Annotated in this window: 19 protein-coding genes; 6 read left to right on the forward strand and 13 right to left on the reverse strand. The window is 38.4% G+C overall.

Features of this window, described 5'->3' with window-relative positions; genetic code table 11:
* The first annotated feature begins 30 nt into the window (after positions 1-30).
* Positions 31-804, forward strand: coding sequence for an iron efflux ABC transporter permease subunit FetB (fetB, locus tag ACWPWK_RS01235; protein WP_109372253.1), 774 nt, complete (start codon positions 31-33; stop codon positions 802-804).
* Between the two features lie 83 nt (positions 805-887).
* Here the strand turns inward: fetB and ACWPWK_RS01240 are convergent, their stop codons facing one another.
* The 5 genes from ACWPWK_RS01240 to ACWPWK_RS01260 form a co-directional block, all read right to left on the reverse strand.
* Entirely contained in the window at positions 888-1,619 is a 732-nt protein-coding gene (locus ACWPWK_RS01240; protein WP_232797488.1) for a DNA/RNA non-specific endonuclease, read from the reverse strand.
* A gap of 620 nt (positions 1,620-2,239) precedes the next feature.
* On the reverse strand, positions 2,240-2,683 hold the full coding sequence (locus ACWPWK_RS01245) for a YcgN family cysteine cluster protein (RefSeq protein WP_088495473.1): 444 nt from the start codon (positions 2,681-2,683) through the stop codon (positions 2,240-2,242).
* A 36-nt stretch (positions 2,684-2,719) separates the two neighbouring features.
* A complete protein-coding gene (locus tag ACWPWK_RS01250; protein ID WP_100159367.1) occupies positions 2,720-3,376 on the reverse strand; it encodes a fumarylacetoacetate hydrolase family protein in 657 nt (218 codons plus the stop codon).
* A 53-nt stretch (positions 3,377-3,429) separates the two neighbouring features.
* Positions 3,430-4,557, reverse strand: a complete 1,128-nt coding sequence (locus ACWPWK_RS01255; protein ID WP_109372251.1) for a lytic murein transglycosylase — start codon at positions 4,555-4,557, stop codon at positions 3,430-3,432.
* Positions 4,558-4,581: 24 nt separating this feature from the next.
* The gene (locus ACWPWK_RS01260; protein ID WP_109372343.1) at positions 4,582-4,869 is read right to left on the reverse strand and encodes a YcgL domain-containing protein; all 288 of its coding nucleotides are present in this window, start codon (positions 4,867-4,869) and stop codon (positions 4,582-4,584) included.
* Between the two features lie 133 nt (positions 4,870-5,002).
* On the opposite strand from ACWPWK_RS01260, the gene minC reads away from it, so the two are divergent.
* From minC to minE, 3 genes are read left to right on the forward strand one after another with little or no spacing between them, the layout of a single operon-like run.
* Positions 5,003-5,704, forward strand: coding sequence for a septum site-determining protein MinC (gene minC / locus ACWPWK_RS01265; protein WP_109372250.1), 702 nt, complete (start codon positions 5,003-5,005; stop codon positions 5,702-5,704).
* A gap of 22 nt (positions 5,705-5,726) precedes the next feature.
* Positions 5,727-6,539, forward strand: a complete 813-nt coding sequence (gene minD, locus ACWPWK_RS01270; protein ID WP_109372249.1) for a septum site-determining protein MinD — start codon at positions 5,727-5,729, stop codon at positions 6,537-6,539.
* A gap of 3 nt (positions 6,540-6,542) precedes the next feature.
* On the forward strand, positions 6,543-6,812 hold the full coding sequence (gene minE, locus ACWPWK_RS01275) for a cell division topological specificity factor MinE (protein WP_023582089.1): 270 nt from the start codon (positions 6,543-6,545) through the stop codon (positions 6,810-6,812).
* 356 nt (positions 6,813-7,168) lie between these two features.
* On the opposite strand, the gene rnd is transcribed toward minE, so the two are convergent.
* The 5 genes from rnd to ACWPWK_RS01300 form a co-directional block, all read right to left on the reverse strand.
* A complete protein-coding gene (gene rnd, locus ACWPWK_RS01280; protein ID WP_109372248.1) occupies positions 7,169-8,287 on the reverse strand; it encodes a ribonuclease D in 1,119 nt (372 codons plus the stop codon).
* 98 nt (positions 8,288-8,385) lie between these two features.
* Positions 8,386-10,074 carry a long-chain-fatty-acid--CoA ligase FadD gene (gene fadD / locus ACWPWK_RS01285; RefSeq protein ID WP_109372247.1) on the reverse strand — a complete coding sequence of 563 codons (1,689 nt, stop codon included), beginning with the start codon at positions 10,072-10,074 and terminating at the stop codon, positions 8,386-8,388.
* A gap of 301 nt (positions 10,075-10,375) precedes the next feature.
* Positions 10,376-10,972, reverse strand: a complete 597-nt coding sequence (locus ACWPWK_RS01290) for a Slp family lipoprotein (protein WP_109372246.1) — start codon at positions 10,970-10,972, stop codon at positions 10,376-10,378.
* Positions 10,973-11,059: 87 nt separating this feature from the next.
* Positions 11,060-11,761, reverse strand: a complete 702-nt coding sequence (gene tsaB / locus ACWPWK_RS01295) for a tRNA (adenosine(37)-N6)-threonylcarbamoyltransferase complex dimerization subunit type 1 TsaB (RefSeq protein ID WP_109372245.1) — start codon at positions 11,759-11,761, stop codon at positions 11,060-11,062.
* A gap of 92 nt (positions 11,762-11,853) precedes the next feature.
* Positions 11,854-13,797 carry an ATP-dependent DNA helicase gene (locus tag ACWPWK_RS01300; RefSeq protein WP_109372244.1) on the reverse strand — a complete coding sequence of 648 codons (1,944 nt, stop codon included), beginning with the start codon at positions 13,795-13,797 and terminating at the stop codon, positions 11,854-11,856.
* Positions 13,798-13,882: 85 nt separating this feature from the next.
* On the opposite strand from ACWPWK_RS01300, the gene ACWPWK_RS01305 reads away from it, so the two are divergent.
* A complete protein-coding gene (locus ACWPWK_RS01305) occupies positions 13,883-14,227 on the forward strand; it encodes a RidA family protein (protein WP_109372243.1) in 345 nt (114 codons plus the stop codon).
* A gap of 138 nt (positions 14,228-14,365) precedes the next feature.
* On the opposite strand, the gene mdtI is transcribed toward ACWPWK_RS01305, so the two are convergent.
* The 3 genes from mdtI to zwf all read right to left on the reverse strand — a co-directional run bounded on the left by mdtI (position 14,366) and on the right by zwf (position 17,184).
* Positions 14,366-14,698 (reverse strand): multidrug/spermidine efflux SMR transporter subunit MdtI, encoded by a 333-nt coding sequence (gene mdtI, locus ACWPWK_RS01310; protein ID WP_109372242.1) that lies wholly within the window; start codon positions 14,696-14,698, stop codon positions 14,366-14,368.
* A 2-nt stretch (positions 14,699-14,700) separates the two neighbouring features.
* Positions 14,701-15,141 carry a multidrug/spermidine efflux SMR transporter subunit MdtJ gene (gene mdtJ, locus ACWPWK_RS01315; protein ID WP_075671146.1) on the reverse strand — a complete coding sequence of 147 codons (441 nt, stop codon included), beginning with the start codon at positions 15,139-15,141 and terminating at the stop codon, positions 14,701-14,703.
* 567 nt (positions 15,142-15,708) lie between these two features.
* Positions 15,709-17,184, reverse strand: coding sequence for a glucose-6-phosphate dehydrogenase (gene zwf / locus ACWPWK_RS01320; protein ID WP_088495462.1), 1,476 nt, complete (start codon positions 17,182-17,184; stop codon positions 15,709-15,711).
* A 351-nt stretch (positions 17,185-17,535) separates the two neighbouring features.
* Here zwf and ACWPWK_RS01325 point away from each other — a divergent pair, with 351 nt between their 5' ends.
* A complete protein-coding gene (locus tag ACWPWK_RS01325; protein WP_099075468.1) occupies positions 17,536-18,378 on the forward strand; it encodes a MurR/RpiR family transcriptional regulator in 843 nt (280 codons plus the stop codon).
* Positions 18,379-18,462 lie beyond the last annotated feature (84 nt).

An 18,462-nucleotide genomic window follows, 5' to 3' on the forward strand; every position in this document is an offset into this window, starting at 1 on the left:
CACCCTTTTGTTATGAGCGAACATAATATTATGAACGAACATACGATAAGCAATGAATCTCTAATTTTCTCGCTTTTATTAGTTCTCGTGGCTATTTTTATTAGTCGTAAAGAAAAACTAGCTTTAGAAAAAGATATTATTTGGAGTACAGCAAGAGCCATTATTCAACTATTAATTGTTGGCTATGTCTTGACCTATATTTTCCATGTTGACCATTTTATTCTCACCTTCTTAATGGTGTTATTTATCTGCTATAACGCAGCTCATAATGCCAAAAAGCGAAGTAAATACGTTAAAGATATTTTTCTGATCTCATTTACTGCTATTACAACTGGGGCACTATTAACTTTAACTATTTTATTGCTCACCAGTTCTATTGCTTTTACACCAATTCAAATTATTCCTATTACGGGGATGATTGCGGGTAATGCGATGATAGCAACAGGGCTTTGTTACAATAATTTGGGTCAACGTTTTCAAAATCAACAACAGCAATTGCAAGAGATGTTAAGCCTTGGTGCGACACCTAAATTAGCCTCAATGAGTATTATTCGAGATAGCATTAAATCTTCATTGATCCCGACCGTTGATGCAGCAAAAACTGTGGGTATTGTAAGTTTACCAGGTATGATGTCAGGGCTTATTTTTGCCGGTGTTGATCCATTACAAGCTGTTAAATATCAAATTATGGTGACTTTTATGTTGATGGCAACAGCCAGTATTTCAACCATTATTGCTTGCTATTTAACCTATAAGAAGTTTTTTAATCAGCGCCACCAGCTTATTAATCTTGAAAACCGCTAAATTATAGCCATTTAACTATATTGATAAAGGTCACTCAATTGAGTGACCTTTTTTATTACTTACTAAGAAATCGGTTTAAAATCTTATTTTAATACCGTACATCCCATTTTTTTGACTAACTCACCAGATTGAGATTTCACACCTTGAGCGCTTTCAGGTAATTGACTCCAGAGTGTTAGACCTGTACGTGCTTCCACTTCTGCCGCAGTTACTTGGAATTCACAGAAATTTGCTTTTTTCGGTGTTTGTTGATCCATAATAAACGCTGCATAAGAGGAGTTTTCAGGTGAATCATTTAGAAAAACCACTTTAAAATAAGCACTTGGAATTGTGTGATCTTTATCTGTACTTGGCAATTTACCCATATCTCTTTCGTAGATAGGACCAGTAACTGTAAAGACTTTATGACCTTCTTTTGCCAAATTACGCTCTTGATCTTCTAATCGCACCCACGCACCTTGGTTTAAATCTGCTTTTTGTGGTGTGATATTCGAAAGATAGTTAAGTGCATTCCAACCAGGCAACGCAGCCAATGAAGCTAAAGGCGCCTGATGACCACGGTCAACTTTTAATGTGGCATTGGCATTTTTGTAATCCGTTGGCGATAAGGTTTCATCATTACCTAAAGCTGGGTCTTTTTTCCAGTTACGTGCTTTACCACTACCAATACTGTCTTTAGTCACTAAATAAGCAACCCAGTCCGCAAACTTGGTTTCGCTATTATTATTTAATGTATAAACATCACGTTGAATTGTGGTTTCACTGCCTCCTAATGGACAACCAATACCACAGTTTTCATCATTCATTGCACGCATTGAAGTATCACGCGCAACGGCAGATGGTTGTGTTTCAAGATCAGGCCCTACCATCGTCTCTGAATTGGCATAGCTAGTTGAAACCATAAGAAGCGATAAAATAATCGGGGTAATACGTTTCATATAAAATTCCTTTTTATAAAATGAAGAAACAAAAAAACTCGCCTAAGCGAGTTTTAATGTTTTAGATAAGAGAAAATCCATTCTTCTCTTTTAGTGAATTCTGGTAATAAACGATAAAGAAAAACGCATCATTTTAATATTAATGTGCTTTTCAATGACTGAATACGACTCAGAATTTTGCTATAAAATATGGCGGGAATTTTCACAGCACTAGAATGCAAAAAGCCCCGCATAAGCGAGGCATTTATTCATTTAGTTGGTGAAATTCAAATTTCCCACCATGAGAGTAATCATGGACTATATTTCCCATCTCGTCAATAAATTTTCTTAAAAAGATTATTTGATGAATATTTTTTCTCTTATTGGCATCAAATCAGGAATTTTTTATCATTGACATCATGTCAATCGGTATAGCTGACCCAGCAATATCTATTGTCATTACTTAGCTCCCTTAACAAAAAGCGCCTATAAAGGCGCTTTTTAATGAAAAGAAGTAATTAACCACGCCCTTTCGGACGATTAAGAATATGATCTTCCCAATCTTCAACTTCCGTTTCTGGCACCGCAATATATCTTACGGAAATATTGCCTTGGTGCATTTTTGCTTTATTACCTGCAATAAGTGGATGCCAACTTTGTAACGTCTTACCCTCTGCTAACAGGCGATACGCACATGTCATTGGTAGCCACTCAAATGTTGGTAAATTATACCGTGTAAGCTTGATACAATCTGGCTCATAACGGAAACGATCTTCGTAATTGCTGCATTGGCAAGTTTTAATATTTAGCTGATTACAAGCGACATTGGTAAAATATATCTCATCAGTATCGTCATCCATTAACTTGTGTAAACAACACTGTCCACATCCGTCACAGAGCGATTCCCACTCATCATCACTCATTTCATCTAATGTTTTAGTCTGCCAAAAAGCCTGTGTCATCTCTACGTTATTACCTTATTGCTCATCTAATACGAATTAAATAACCCGCGTTGTCAGCTGATGTTCATTAACACTTAATACCAACATATCGCCTGATTCTAGAGGACCAACACCTTCAGGTGTCCCCGTTAAAATCACATCACCAGGACGTAGGGTAAAAAAGCGAGACATATAGCTGATAAGGGGTAAAACAGGGGTTAGCATATCACGACTGTTACCCTGCTGACGAATCTCGTCATTAACACGTAACATTAAATCCGCATTTTGCGGGTCGCCAAATGAATTGACAGGAATAAAACCTGATAATGGTGCAGAGCCATCAAATGCTTTACTTTTTTCCCATGGTTGCCCTGCTTTTTTCAATTTACCTTGTAAGTCACGTAATGTGAGATCAAGACCAAGACCGAAACCCGCAATTGCACGATCAACCCTATCTTCATTAGCTTGCTTAAGTGGCTGACCGATAAGTACCGCTAATTCAATTTCGTGATGAACCGCTCCCATATCTTTTGGGATAGCAATAGGTTGGCGAATATCACACATTGCTGTTTCTGGTTTGATAAAAATCACAGGCTCTTCTGAGCGAACGGATCCCATCTCTTTAATGTGATTTGCATAGTTACTGCCAACGCAAATCACTTTATTGACAGGAAAATCAAGTAACGCACCTTCCCAATCACGATGTTGATACATAATGTGTTCCTTTTAGGTAAATTGCTGTGTTTTATTTCACTATAAAAACGCGATTAGCTCGCGTTAGGTAGTGAATTTATTTTATTAGCAACGCCATCAGCCATTGTGACAATGCTGAGGGCAAAAAAGTAAGAGCTGTTCCAATGCATAATCGTACGGAAGTTCTGTGTTACTAAATAGCTTCTGTGCAAATCATCATCAGGAATGATTAACCATACAGTCATAGCATCGTTCAATTGGCTATTTACAGGTAATTGAACACCCAACGCTTTCCATTGAGCGACCGTTTTTTTCTGTTCGGTCTTAATTCCTTCAAGCTGTTGGTTAAAATCTACCGATAAAGTAACCTGTTCTCCCCAAGGAAGTCCACTTTTCCAACCTTCAGTCGCTAAATAGTTAGCAGCCGAAGCAAATGCGTCTTCTTGAGTATTCCAAATATCGATTTTTCCATCACCATTGCCATCTGCGGCATAAGTTAGGAAGGAAGATGGCATAAACTGAGTTTGCCCCATAGCACCCGCCCAAGAGCCTTTGAGACGCTGTCCTTGAGGGATATGTCCTTCTTCAATAATTTCTAATGCTGCCATCAATTGACGAGCAAAAAGTTCTTCTCGACGGCCTTCAAACGCAAGCGTTGCAAGTGCAGAGACAACATCTTCTTTGCCTTGCACCTTACCAAAGCCACTCTCAAGTCCCCATAACGCAACAATATAGTTTGCAGGCACACCATATTTTTTGCTGATTTGTTCTAGGGTATCTTGATTCTCTTGATAAAGTTTAGCCCCTTGGTTTAAACGCCCATTGGTGACAATGCGCGGTAAATAAACATCGAGTGTGATTTTCTTTTCCGGTTGATTACGGTCTGATTTAATCACTCGTTCAATAAAATGTGCTTCTGAAAAAGCAAAATCTATTGTTTCTTGTTTATATCCCAATTGAGCTGCTTTCAATTTTAACGCTTCAACATAAGCAGGAAATTGTGCAGAAGTGCGAGTTTCTTTAGGAAACGCTTGTTCTAACGATGCAACATTCACTTGTTTCCATCGAGGCATTTTTTGTGTTTCAACTGCCTTTTCCTCTGGTGCAGTAATTTGCCTTTCAGCCAATTTTTGTTGGCTATGAGTACACGCAGATAACATTAAACCGGAAACAATCACAGCGATGAATGAATATTTGAACATTTATGCTCCTTTTATCTCGATGATTTATTCAGTTTTTTCTGATTTTTTTAATTCATCTAAATAAGCATTTAACATACTTTCGACAGGGGGTGGAACTTGTAAGTAAAAACCCTGCTCAACTAATGCTTTTTTGACTTTTTCAATGTCAGCATGCGCTAAACGCTGTCTATCCGCGAGATTAAGCAACATTGAAAACTGTGGTTCGCCAAAACTTTGTAATAATTCGTCCGGAATTCGAGAGAAATCATCCTTTTTTTCGATGTATAAATAAGTTTGATCACGTTTGATACTACGGTAAATTGCACAAATCATTTTCATTAAACTCTAATTATTAAAATAAGCGACTTGCCTGAATATTTTAGTAAATATAACATGCTTATATACTTTCGTAATATCGTCTCTGGTTTTTTGTGCCAGATTATAAAAAATTTACTGAGTCAGATAGATGTCAAACACGCCCATTGAGTTAAAAGGCAGTAATTTTACCCTTTCAGTACTCCATTTAAACGATGGAACACCGAAAGTTATTCGTCAGGCTATTTCAGAAAAAATTGCACAAGCGCCTCAATTTCTGAAAAACGCACCTGTGGTTATCAATGTCTCTGCTTTAGCAGATGAAAATATTGATTTTAAAAAACTGAGGCGAATTGTAGAAGATGCTGGCTTACGAGTCGTGGGAATTAGTGGTAGTTCAAACGCTCAACAGAAAGAAGCGATAATTGCCGCACAGTTACCTATCTTAAATGAAGGTAAAATAGTTAAGCCAAGCACTCAGGCAAATAACGATAAAACGAATGAAGCACCGACAGTTGTTCGTCAAAAAACAAAAATCATCCATACACCTGTGCGTTCAGGTCAGCGTATTTATGCTCAAAATAGCGATTTAGTCGTTATCAGTAATGTAAGTGCAGGCGCTGAATTAATTGCTGATGGTAATGTTCATGTCTACGGTGTGTTGCGTGGACGTGTGCTTGCAGGAGCATCGGGTGATCAAGAGAGTCATATTTTTTGTACACATCTGTCTGCTGAACTTGTTTCTATTGCTGGTCAATATTGGCTAAGCGACCAAATTCCTACAGACTTTGTTGGTAAATCAGTACAACTGAGTTTGCAAGAGAATGAATTAACAATCGAGAACTTAATTTAGAGCATCGACAAGGAATCACTCCATGGCACGCATTATTGTTGTTACGTCAGGTAAAGGTGGGGTTGGTAAAACAACTTCCAGCGCGGCCATTTCTACCGGCCTCGCTCAAAAAGGTCATAAGACGGTTGTTATCGACTTTGACATTGGGTTGCGTAATCTAGACCTTATCATGGGTTGTGAACGTAGAGTTGTTTATGATTTTGTTAATGTTATTCAGGGTGATGCTTCTTTAAATCAAGCATTGATTAAAGATAAGCGTACAGAAAATCTATTTATTCTCCCTGCTTCACAAACAAGAGATAAAGACGCGCTCACTCGTGATGGTGTCGAACAAGTATTAGATGAACTTGATGAAATGGGTTTTGATTTTATTATCTGTGACTCACCTGCGGGTATCGAAAGTGGCGCTTTGATGGCTCTTTATTTCGCAGATGAAGCTGTTATCACCACAAACCCTGAAGTGTCATCAGTACGTGACTCCGACCGTATTTTAGGCATTCTTGCCTCGAAATCACGTCGTGCTGAACGTGGTGAAGAACCAATTAAAGAACATCTGCTATTAACACGTTATAACCCCGGTCGTGTTAACCGTGGTGATATGTTAAGTATGGAAGATGTCCTTGAAATTCTATGCATTCCACTCTTGGGTGTTATTCCAGAAGATCAATCTGTTTTACGTTCATCTAACCAAGGTGAACCTGTTATTTTAGATAGCGAGTCTGATGCGGGTAAAGCCTATTCAGATACAGTAAATCGTTTGTTAGGTGAAGAACATCCATTCCGTTTTATTGAAGAAGAGAAAAAAGGCTTTCTGAAACGCCTTTTTGGGGGGTAAAAGATGGCTTTACTAGATTTTTTCCTGTCGCGTAAAAAGTCGACAGCTAATATTGCCAAGGAGCGTCTACAAATTATCGTAGCAGAACGCCGCCGTGGTGATAGCGAGCCAGCTTATTTACCTGATATGAAAAGAGATTTATTAGGTGTCATCTGCAAATATGTGCAGATAGATCCAGAGATGCTTTCAGTTCAATTTGAACAAAAAGGTGATGATATCTCTGTATTAGAGCTAAATGTGACTTTACCTGAGAGTGAAGAACCTACAAAGTAAATCATATTTTACGCTTTATATAAGTCATTATTCACAGAGCCAGCCATGAACTATAATTAATTTGATTGGCTCTGTGTTTAATTATATACAAATTGAATACACCTGAATGCGCAAATAGCGCTATATCTCGTTGCTATTTTGATCATTGGTGATAAGTCAAAGGAGTTTTTTTATTCCGTTATAACGTTTATTTTACGTCCTGTTTATTTAGCTTATTAATCCGTATCACCTATTTTTTATAGGCGGTTTTTTTGTGCGCAAAAAATAAGAGCCTCAAAAGAGACTCCTATTTGTTGAACTAATGATACCGACTTCATTTCAGGTATTTGCTATTAGAAAATAAGCCGTTAACAAATTTAGGAATATTGTGCCAAAATTTCAGTGACTTTTTCTTCTAATAAGGCTTTACGCCAGCGCGAAGTGAGCTCAGGTTGCCCTTCTTTTATTTTCCAATGAACACTCAATAATTGATTTATTTGTCTTCTTGAGGCTAATAATTCAGGGTTATAACGCTTATCTTCACTAATTTCTTGAATAACCGATTTGATTGCTTTAAACGCTTTTTTATAATTTGGTTGTTCAATTAAATTGCCAATAGGCTCTGGGCAATCTTCATCTTTAATTTCTTTTGCCTTAGCAACAAAATCTAATAAGCGACGACCATGACAACGAATTTCTTGACCAGAAAGCGATAACGCATCTAATTCTGCTAGTGATGAAGGAAAATAACGAGCAACAGACCATAAATGTTCTTCTCTTACAACGAAGTTTAATGCCATATCACGAGATTTAGCTTGATTTAAACGCCACTGAGCAAGCATTTGTAAGCATGCTAGCTGTTGGCCTTTTAATTGCCATGCATTGCTAATATCACGATAAGCAAGCTCTGGTACAACCGTTTCTTGTCGACGTTCTGCAATCATGTTGCATTCATCTGCAATGGCATCCATATAGCCTGCTTCTTCAGCTTCTTTAATTAATTTTTCAGCTAAAGGTAGCAAATAGAAAACATCACCACTGGCATATTGGCACTGTTTTTCAGTTAAAGGTCGCGCTAGCCAATCTGTTCGAGATTCACTTTTATCGAGTGCAACATTTTCGTATTTCTCGACTAATGTCGCAAAACCACAAGAAATGGGATGACCTAAGAATGCAGCAACAACTTGAGTGTCAATCATAGGTGTTGGAACACAGCCAAACTGGTGAGAAAAGACTTCGAGATCTTCACTTCCCGCATGGAGAAACTTCATAATGTCTGAGTTTGTTAGTAGCTCAACAAAAGGAGCCCAATCCTTAATTGCTAACGGATCAATAAGAGAGATCTGCTTACCGTCATACATCTGGATCAAACCAAGATGTGGGTAATAGGTTCGTATGCGGACAAACTCTGTATCTAAAGCTATTTGTGAAGCCTCAGAAGCGGCTTTACAGGCGGTATCTAATGCAGTGTCTGTCGTAATCAATTGATAATTCAAAACAGGTTTCTCTTATTTTTATGTCTAATGACTTTTTATGTAATCACAAAAACGCCGGTATAAACCGGCGAAATTGAAAAAGGTTATTGAGTGTTGTATCAAGATTCAGTTGAGGTTTTCAACTCTTTTTCTTCATTTCTTAACTCTCTGCGTAAAATTTTACCAACATTTGATTTTGGTAATTCATCGCGGAACTCAATAATTTTAGGTACTTTATAACCTGTTAGGTAACGACGACAGTGTGTTTTTATCTCATCTTCTGTTAATGATGGATCTTTTTTCACAATGAAAACTTTAACTGCTTCACCTGAGTTTTTACTCGGTACGCCAATTGCAGCTGATTCTAAAACCTTAGGATGCGCCGTGACAACTTCTTCGACTTCATTAGGGTATACATTAAAGCCTGAAACTAAGATCATATCTTTTTTGCGATCAATGATACGAATAAAGCCTTCGTCATCCATTGTAGCAATATCACCAGTTGCAACCCAACCATCATGTAAAACTTCATCCGTTGCATCAGGACGATTCCAATAACCTTTCATTACTTGAGGGCCACGAACCCACATTTCACCGCCTACAGTGCGGTCAACTTCGTTACCTTCATCATCCATAAACTTCACATCCGTTGAAGGTACAGGTAATCCAATACTACCACTGTATTTTTTCAAATTATAAGGGTTACCTGTGACTAAAGGAGAACATTCAGTCAAGCCATAACCTTCTAACAAATGTTTACCCGTTAACTCTTCCCACTCTTTAGCAACACTACTTTGAACAGGCATACCACCGCCAACAGAGAGGTTTAGTTTGGAAAAATCAAGCTGACGGAATTCTGGATTTTGTAACCAAGCATTAAATAAAGTATTTACGCCAGTAATTGCCGTGACAGGGTAACGTCCTAGCTCTTTAATTGTGCCTTTCACATCACGAGGGTTGGTAATAAGTAAATTTTTACCACCAATTTCAATAAAGAGCAGACAGTTTACGGTTAAAGCAAAAACGTGATATAGCGGTAACGCTGTAACCACCAGCTCTTTACCTACATTTAGTGCAGGTACATAAGCCGCTTTTGCTTGCTCAAGATTTGCCAACATATTGCGGTGCGTTAACATAGCACCTTTAGCAATACCTGTTGTTCCCCCTGTGTATTGCAAGAAAGCTAGGTCACTTCCTGTAATTTCAGGTTTGATATATTGCATACGATAACCAAAATGCATTGCTCTACGGAATGAAATGGCATCAGGCAAGTTATATTTAGGCACTAATCGTTTGATATATTTAACAACAAAGTCGACTAATGTTGCTTTAGGACGAGATAGCTGATCACCCATTCGGGTTAAAATAACGTGTTTAATACTGGTATTAAATACGATTTTTTCGAGCGTATGCGCAAAGTTAGAGACTATTACAATGGCATTTGCACCACTGTCATTTAATTGATGTTCAAGTTCTCTTGGTGTGTAAAGTGGGTTTACGTTTACGACAACCATGCCTGCACGAAGAATACCGAAAAGCGCGATAGGATATTGCAGTAAATTGGGCATCATTAAGGCAACACGATCACCTTTTTTTAATCCTAAGCCGTTTTGCAGGTATGCTGCAAAAGCACGGCTACGCTCTTCAAGTTTGCGATAAGTCATGACCTCGCCCATATTGATAAAGGCGGGTTGATCTGCGTAATTTGCGACAGCGTTTTCAAGCATCTCAGCAAGGGATGCAAAACGGTCCGGGTCAATTTCAGCCGGAACATCTGCCGGATAACGTTTAAGCCAGACTTTTTCCAAAGTAGTACTCCTGATTAATCGCACTTCTCGGGTTAATATTATGTTTCATTTTTAACAAAGTATTAACTCATCCTACCAGCACAAACAATTTTCTGTTGTGAAGATGCGAAGTGTGTCACTAAATATTTTATTTTTAGATTAACAAAAAAGAAGGCGGTCAAAACCGCCCTCTCTTTTATTTTTATTCAACTTTAATAACTCTATTAGATAGTTACCTAATATATTATAGATATTGATTATACACCGTTTCACACAAATGGAGATGAAATATTATTTTGTCATGGAATCTAATACCCATTTTTTATTCTAAAACGGGCACAACCTGACCTGTTCCATATGGATATCCACCGTAACCGCCATATCCATAATGATAACCCCAATATGGGCCATCTCCATAATATCCCCATGTCATAACAGGTGCTGGCATAATGACTTGTTGTGTCAGCGTCCAACGTTTCATGCCCGTCACATCAATACGTAAAAATGGATAACTCGCTTCACCGACTTTGCCAGTTTCAACACCTTTAATAGTACCAACTACTGTTACATACTGATTTTTATAATCGGTAGGATCTAAGAAATGCATAACATTCGCATAGAGACGACCAATAGAAGGCTGTTGCAATTCGGGCGCAGCATCATATTGAGAAAGAGGCATAACAGCAATTTCTAGCCGTGTTGATGATTGAAGATTTTTAACATCAATCACACGTCCACCAAAACGCCCTTCTTGGCCAATATAAAGTTCAGGTGCAACAAAAACTCCATTTAAATCAGTAACAGGCGTTGCTGATGTACCTTTTATTGATTCAGGTATAGAGACGCATCCCGCCAGAAACAAAGCACCAGATAGAAATAGCGCTTTGCTTACCAAACGGTAGTTTAATTGTCTGTTCATAAACCACCTCATTGCAAGTCATTATTGACGTTACTCTATAGTACTATTATAGCTTTACTCTTCGATTTCTAATAGATGCTCACAAATCTATTCACGACCGGGCAATTTTTTCCACGTCACTTCATTACGTAAATACACAGGCTCAGCGTCTTCAACTTTGGTTGCTTTACCTTCATGCCAAGCGGTTACAGCAAGGGGTAACATATCTTGTGCGGCAGGTAATGTAATCTCAGTTTCAACAACAGTGAAAGACAACGCTTTTTTTAAATCAGGATAAGCTTGCCAGCCTGTACCTGCCATTGCCCATGTTCCTGTTGTTGATTGTAATGCTTCAATAAACTGCTCAGGTTTCATCACCGCTTCAGTGTCTTCCCCCACCCAAGCACCTGCATCATTACGCTGATATTGAGCGCAATAGATTTCACCCATACGCGCATCAATTGCCACGAGAACTTGTTTAATACCCGTTGTTCTAAAGACACCTTCAGCCATTGTGGCAAGTGATGAAATACCAATCATGGGCAACTCAGCACCTAACGCAATACCTTGTGCAACACCAACACCAATACGAACGCCAGTAAAGCTCCCTGGGCCTCGTCCAAAAGCAAGTGCATCTAATGATTGCAATGTGATGTTTGCTTCTTCTAAGGCGCTTTTCACCATAGGTAAAATCTTTTGTGTATGTTCACGAGGTGAGATTTCAAAACGTGAAGCAACAACGCCTTCATTCCAAACTGCAACTGAACAAGATTCTGTTGCAGTATCAATTGCTAAAATTCGCAGTGACACGCCATAACTCCGGCAAATTCGATAATTAAAAGAGGAATAATAATATCATAATAGTGTTCAACAGAATAAACACACATTCTGTGCGATCGCTATTATGAATCCGATATTTCTTGTATTTCATTCTGCTGTGCGCGTTGGCTCAAAAATTTCATTGTTTTTTCGAGTGAACGCGTTCGTGGTGATGGTGGCAGACTACTTAAAAAAACCTCGCCATATGCACGAGAAACCAATCTATCATCACAAACTATAATTGCACCATAATCGTGTACATCACGAATTAATCGCCCGACACCTTGTTTTAAACTAATAACAGCATCAGGAATTTGGACATCTTTAAAGGCATCTCCGCCCCGCAACTCACAATCTTCAATACGTGCTCTTAATAAAGGATCATCAGGTGCTGTAAAGGGTAATTTATCAATAATCACACAAGACAATGTATCTCCACGCACATCAACACCTTCCCAAAAACTTTGAGTCGCCACTAAAAGCGCATTTCCTGATGAGATAAATTTTTGCAGTAATTGCGTTTTACTCATCTCACCTTGCATCAATACGGGTAATGGCAAACTAGCTTTGAATTCTTCGGCAAGTCCACGCATCATGGCATGTGAAGTACAGAGGAAAAAACAGCGACCTTGGTTTTTTAAAATAACAGGCGTGAGCATAGCGGCTAAACGTTTCGCCGTATAAGATTGATTTAATGGTGGCAAATAACGAGGTACACAGAGTAGTGTCTGATGTTGATAATCAAACGGACTGTTTAAAATCAGTGTTGTCGCATTTTCTAAACCGAGCCTGTCTGTGTAATAAGACATCTGTTCATTTACAGAAAGTGTTGCAGAGGTAAACACCCAACTACTTTTATGTGATTTGATAAGCTCACGAAATTTATCGGCCACAGAGAGTGGCGTAATGGCCAGTAAAAAATGGCGACCATAACTTTCAAACCAGTAGCTATAACCCGGAATTGTGGTATCAATCAGGCGTTTTAAGCGATTGCGATAAACGGTGGCGCGTTCAAAAGCACTATCAAGTAATTGGCTTCGCCCTAACGAAAGTTTCATTACGTCATAACTCAGTTCTAAGGCATCATCCAGTAACGTAAGAAAACGTTTTGTTTCACCACCTTGCAATAGCTCACGTAAATTTCCACGATACCCCGTATCACCTAACGCTAAGCGAAAATCCATCACCATTTGCGTTAATCTATCAGCGCTTTTTTGCAACTGAACTTGATCACGGACTTCTGTGCGATAAGCAACTGTCATGTCTCTAGCGAGATCAAAAAGCTGTCTACTGGTAAGTTGTTGACCAAAATAGTGGCTAGCGATATCTGGAATTTGATGGGCTTCATCAAAGATCATAATTTCAGCTTCCGGAATTAGCTCACCAAAACCAGTATCTTTAACGACAGTATCCGCCATAAATAAATGGTGATTAACCACCACAATATCCGCATCCATTGCTTTTTTACGTGCACTTAAAACATAACACTCTTTATAGCGAGGGCAATCACTGCCTAAACAGTTATCGTTAGTACTTGTGACTAAAGGCCAAACACGACTGTCTTCAGCCACGCTATGACAACGGCTCACATCACCATCTTCTGTCTGCGTTGACCATTGACGCACATACATTACATCAGACAAAACTTCGGCTTCGAGATCACCACCACTCAGCATTTGCTGATCAAGCCTTTCCAAGCAAAGATAGTTAGAACGCCCTTTTAATAACGCCGTATTACCATCATAATTAATCGCTTCAATGATCGTGGGTAAATCTCGACTATATAATTGATCTTGCAAGGCTTTAGAGCCTGTTGAGATAATCGTTTTTTTACCCGAACGCAACGCGGGCACAAGATAAGCATACGTTTTTCCTGTCCCTGTACCCGCTTCAGCGATAAGTACACCTTGCTTATCAATAGTTTCCTCTATTGATTTCGCCATTTGTCGTTGAGCTTCACGGGGATGAAATCCTGGAATAGTTCGGGTTAAAATCCCGTTTTCTGCAAAATCGTCTGACACAGGCATACTCTTTTTATAAAATAAGACGTAAATTATGCCAGTGGATAACCAAAAGTACCACCTATGCCGTTAATACAAAGGAGAACTCATAATGACAATTAAACGTATCGACCCTGAAGATCGCTGGTCTGAAGCTGTTATTCATAACGACACAATTTATTACACTGCGGTGCCAGAAAATTTATCGGGCGATATTATTGAACAAACAGCAAACACATTAGCGGCAATTGACGTTTTGTTACAACGTGTAGGTTCTGATAAAACTAAAATTCTTGATGCAACAATTTTTTTAGCTAATAAAGAGGATTTTGCAGGAATGAATCAAGCGTGGGATGCATGGGTTGCCAAAGGTAGCGCACCAGTGCGTTGTACTGTACAAGCACAATTAATGCACCCTGAATATAAAGTTGAAATTAAGATTATTGCGGCTATGTAAATAGGTATTATTTATTAACCTGTTACGTTTATATAAAAAAGCTGAATTCATAAGAACTCAGCTTTTTAATGTCACTTATTTGCTGTAATAATTAGATTTTTTGTTTTATCAATATCTCATTTATTAAGTTAATTAGATTTAGGCAAATTTAATCATTACCATACCAACCAGTAATAATATAATTCCACCCCATCCTTTATAATTGAGTCGTTGATTAAATAAGATCCAACCCGCGGCAATGGTTGCAATAATTCCGAATGCTCCCCAAAGTGCATAAGCAACAGAAAGCTCTATCCCTTTGACTGCAATTGCCAGTGCACTAAAGGCACCTAATACACAAAACAGTGATAATATTCCTAATCCCATTCGGCTAAAACCGTTAGACATTTTTAAGAATATATTCGCGACAATCTCGAGCACTACGGCAAGTATCAGAAACGCACCATGCCACCATTCAAATTGAGCTAACATAATTAAGCCTCCTTGATATTGGCAGGAATTGGCTTATTCGCTCCTTTTACAGCACTGGCAACGTGCTTGGCTTTACCGGCAATACTTTTTACCGATTCTGTTGTTTTCTTAGCAACAGCCGATTTTTTAGTACCTGATTTTATAAGCGTGATCCCTGCAATTAACATTGCTAGACCACCTAATTTTAATGGTGAAAGTGATTCACCAAACCACAGAACGCTGAATGTCGTAATAATGACAATTCCAATACCTTCCCACAGTGCATATGCTACACCTAATGCCACTTTTTTAACGGCTATGGCTAAAAAGATATAGGAAGTGGCAATCATTAACCACATCACTATCATACCTGTGTAACCACCGCTTACACTGGCGTACTTCATCGATAAAGTACCGATAACTTCACAAACAATAGCTAATGCTAAAAATATCCAATAAATCATTTTTTCATCTCTCATACACATTTGAAATACGCCGAAACGTTTCTTGCGCAGAAGATAGAGAATATGTAGATAGTCTTTCTGGCGGCAACAGTAGCCGAACGTTAAGGCAACGTCATTTCCTGATAACTCAGGGATTAAGATGAGAGATTTCTATAATGCGCCACACCAGTAGTGTTCGCTGGATAAAATAGCAGAAAGGAATAACTTATAGGTAGAACGTTTAACTTTGACGCTTTTGGCGCTAGTCATGATTATTTATTCTTTCATCGCACAGACCATCCGCACGATATACTCCGAACCCTCATATAAGATGGTTAAATGTTACATGATATTTCTATCACGCCAAATTATTTAAAGCAATGCTTTTGAGGAAAATTTTTTAGTTAATTGGTTGGTTTTGTTTAAGTTTTAGTTTCCAACTTAAATTAGATTGCATAGTTAATCAGTAGTTTTACGATCCTTCAGCGGTTTTATTCATCTAAAGTGCTGTATCTATGCTTAGAGGTAAAAAATACCCAGCAAAGCTGGGTATCTTAATCGTCGAATAAACAATAAAGACGTTATTGATTATTCAATTTCATTCCAAGAACGACCATCACGGGTGATCATTGCAACAGATGCAACAGGCCCCCATGTACCAGCTTGATAGGGTTTAGGTAGCTCATTATCGCATTCCCATGCATTGATAATTGAATCAACCCATTTCCATGCTTCTTCCACTTCATCACGACGCACGAATAGCGCTTGAATGCCACGCATGGCTTCTAACAATAAACGCTCATAAGCATCCGCTAAATGCGTTTGGTTGAAGGTTTCAGAGAAACTCAAGTCCAGCTTAGTTGTTTGTAAACGGTGTTTATGATCAAGACCGGGTGCTTTGTTTAGCACTTCAATATCGATACCTTCATCTGGCTGTAAACGGATAGTCAGCTTATTTTGTGGTAACTCTTGATAAGTCTCACTGAAAATATTCAGCGCAGGCTTTTTAAAATAAACCACAACTTCTGAACATTTACTTGGTAGGCGTTTACCTGTTCTTAAATAGAACGGAACACCGGCCCAACGCCAGTTATCGATATCAGCGCGGATTGCCACAAATGTTTCTGTATTGCTGGTTTTATTGGCACCTTCTTCATCAAGATAACCAGGTACTTTTTTACCTTGTACAAAACCACCCGTATATTGTCCACGAACTGTTTTTTCACGAATATTTGTGTTATCAATACGACGCAGTGAACGTAAAACTTTCACTTTTTCTTGACGAATACTGTCAGCTGTTAAGTCAGCTGGCGGTGACATTGCAATCATAGTCAGGATTTGTAATAGGTGATTTTGCACCATATCTCGCATTTGACCTGCTTGATCGAAGTATCCCCAACGCCCTTCAATGCCCACTTCTTCTGCAACCGTAATTTGGACATGATCAATCGTTTTATTGTCCCAGTTGTTAACAAACAGTGAGTTTGCAAAGCGCAATGCTAATAGGTTTAAAACGGTTTCTTTACCTAAATAGTGGTCAATACGATAAATTTGAGTCTCTTTAAAGTATTTCGCCACGCTATCGTTAATAGAAACAGAAGACGCTAAATCTGTCCCTAATGGTTTTTCCATTACGACACGATTAGGCTCTTTATTTAATTTGGCATGACCTAGTCCTTGACACATCGCGCTAAAGGTACTTGGAGGCATAGCAAAATAATAGATAGCGGGTAATTTATCTTGTTTTAGATGCTTTGATAACTCAATGAAATGGTCGGTTTCATTAACATCAAGATTACAAAAATCTAAGCGATCACTTAAACGCTGCCAAATTTCAGGGTTAATTTCTTCTTTCAAAAAGGTTTTTAACGCTTCATGAGCGACATTTTTATATGCCTCAACATCCCAATCAGCACGACCGACACCAATAATGCGAGAGTCAGGGTGAATATATCCTGCTTTCTCCAACTGATATAATGATGGAATGAGCTTACGGCGTGCTAGATCCCCTTTCGTACCGAAGATAACCAGATCACAGGCCTGAGCAGTCGATATCGCTGCCATAGAACGTCTCCTCATGATGAGATTTTGTAATTTTGTTACAGAATTTTGTATTAATGTACTCTTTTGGATGTATTCAGTAAATACACTTGCACATATTAGTCTTTAACTTACCACACATATTGTAATGCTTCATTTTATGCCTAGCGTTTTATCCTTTCTTGTAACTTTACAACAGTTTTGTTTCTTGTTTTCAGCTTTGAAAGTTAGACACACGTCATACTTTAACGAAAAAAGCCCTGTTTACCGATGGTTTACACTGCAAGCCTTGTTCTTTGCGTAGTATATTTTCATAAAACCGTTATAGATTTCTCCTTTTATTGAAATTGGCAAAGCCAAGGATCTGTATATTTAATGAATATATTGGAAAGGGTTCAGTCTAATCTGGACATCTTGAGCAAATCAGAAAAAAAAGTCGCAGAAGCTGTTTTAACTGCGCCACAAACAGTTATTCATTCAAGCATTGCCTTAATGGCTAAAACGGCGGATGTCAGTGAGCCGACTGTTAATCGATTTTGCCGACGTATGGCAACAAAAGGATTTCCTGATTTCAAATTACAATTAGCACAAAGCATTGCCAACGGTACGCCTTATGTAAATCGTAATATTGATGATTCCGATACTGTCTCTTCTTATACCAATAAAATTTTTGAATCCGCAATGGCAGGACTTGAAAACGTTAAAAACAATATTGATATCGCAGCGATCAATCGTGCAGTTGATATTTTGACGCAAGCTAAAAAAATCTCTTTTTTTGGTTTAGGTGCATCAGCAGCCGTTGCTCACGATGCCATGAATAAGTTTTCTCGTTTTAATATTCCTGTCACTTATTTTGATGATGTTGTTATGCAACGTATGAGTTGCATAAATAGTACTGATGGTGACGTGGTCGTTATTATTTCACATACAGGACGTACTAAAAATTTAGTTGAAATTGCCAAAATCGCACGCGAAAACGATGCAGCGGTTATTGCTATTACAACTCCGGGCTCTCTTTTAGCCTCTGAAGCAACCCTTCCCATCTTGCTTGATGTGCCTGAAGATACTGATATTTACATGCCAATGATCTCCCGCCTTGCACAACTCACTATTATTGATGTTCTTGCAACAGGATTTATTTTACGCCGAGGACCAAAATTCAGAGATAACTTGAAGCGCGTCAAAGAAGCTTTACGTGATTCACGGTTTGATAAGTAACCGTTTTTAATTATTCTGTTAGTATTGTCACACTTCCAATTGTGCCCCTGACTAGATAAGTTTTTGAAAAATGGTAGCATATCT

The sequence above is a fragment of the Proteus sp. Marseille-Q3619 genome (assembly GCF_965283115.1).

What these genes read in the sequence shown, in the direction of transcription:
- fetB (WP_109372253.1), top strand. Translation starts at nt 31, where the DNA reads ATGAACGAACATACGATAAGCAATGAATCTCTAATTTTCTCGCTTTTA.
- ACWPWK_RS01240 (WP_232797488.1), bottom strand. Translation starts at nt 1,619, where the DNA reads ATGCGTGCAATGAATGATGAAAACTGTGGTATTGGTTGTCCATTAGGA.
- ACWPWK_RS01245 (WP_088495473.1), bottom strand. Translation starts at nt 2,683, where the DNA reads ATGACACAGGCTTTTTGGCAGACTAAAACATTAGATGAAATGAGTGAT.
- ACWPWK_RS01250 (WP_100159367.1), bottom strand. Translation starts at nt 3,376, where the DNA reads ATGTATCAACATCGTGATTGGGAAGGTGCGTTACTTGATTTTCCTGTC.
- ACWPWK_RS01255 (WP_109372251.1), bottom strand. Translation starts at nt 4,557, where the DNA reads ATGTTCAAATATTCATTCATCGCTGTGATTGTTTCCGGTTTAATGTTA.
- ACWPWK_RS01260 (WP_109372343.1), bottom strand. Translation starts at nt 4,869, where the DNA reads ATGATTTGTGCAATTTACCGTAGTATCAAACGTGATCAAACTTATTTA.
- minC (WP_109372250.1), top strand. Translation starts at nt 5,003, where the DNA reads ATGTCAAACACGCCCATTGAGTTAAAAGGCAGTAATTTTACCCTTTCA.
- minD (WP_109372249.1), top strand. Translation starts at nt 5,727, where the DNA reads ATGGCACGCATTATTGTTGTTACGTCAGGTAAAGGTGGGGTTGGTAAA.
- minE (WP_023582089.1), top strand. Translation starts at nt 6,543, where the DNA reads ATGGCTTTACTAGATTTTTTCCTGTCGCGTAAAAAGTCGACAGCTAAT.
- ACWPWK_RS01290 (WP_109372246.1), bottom strand. Translation starts at nt 10,972, where the DNA reads ATGAACAGACAATTAAACTACCGTTTGGTAAGCAAAGCGCTATTTCTA.
- ACWPWK_RS01300 (WP_109372244.1), bottom strand. Translation starts at nt 13,797, where the DNA reads ATGCCTGTGTCAGACGATTTTGCAGAAAACGGGATTTTAACCCGAACT.
- ACWPWK_RS01305 (WP_109372243.1), top strand. Translation starts at nt 13,883, where the DNA reads ATGACAATTAAACGTATCGACCCTGAAGATCGCTGGTCTGAAGCTGTT.
- mdtI (WP_109372242.1), bottom strand. Translation starts at nt 14,698, where the DNA reads ATGTTAGCTCAATTTGAATGGTGGCATGGTGCGTTTCTGATACTTGCC.
- mdtJ (WP_075671146.1), bottom strand. Translation starts at nt 15,141, where the DNA reads ATGATTTATTGGATATTTTTAGCATTAGCTATTGTTTGTGAAGTTATC.
- zwf (WP_088495462.1), bottom strand. Translation starts at nt 17,184, where the DNA reads ATGGCAGCGATATCGACTGCTCAGGCCTGTGATCTGGTTATCTTCGGT.
- ACWPWK_RS01325 (WP_099075468.1), top strand. Translation starts at nt 17,536, where the DNA reads ATGAATATATTGGAAAGGGTTCAGTCTAATCTGGACATCTTGAGCAAA.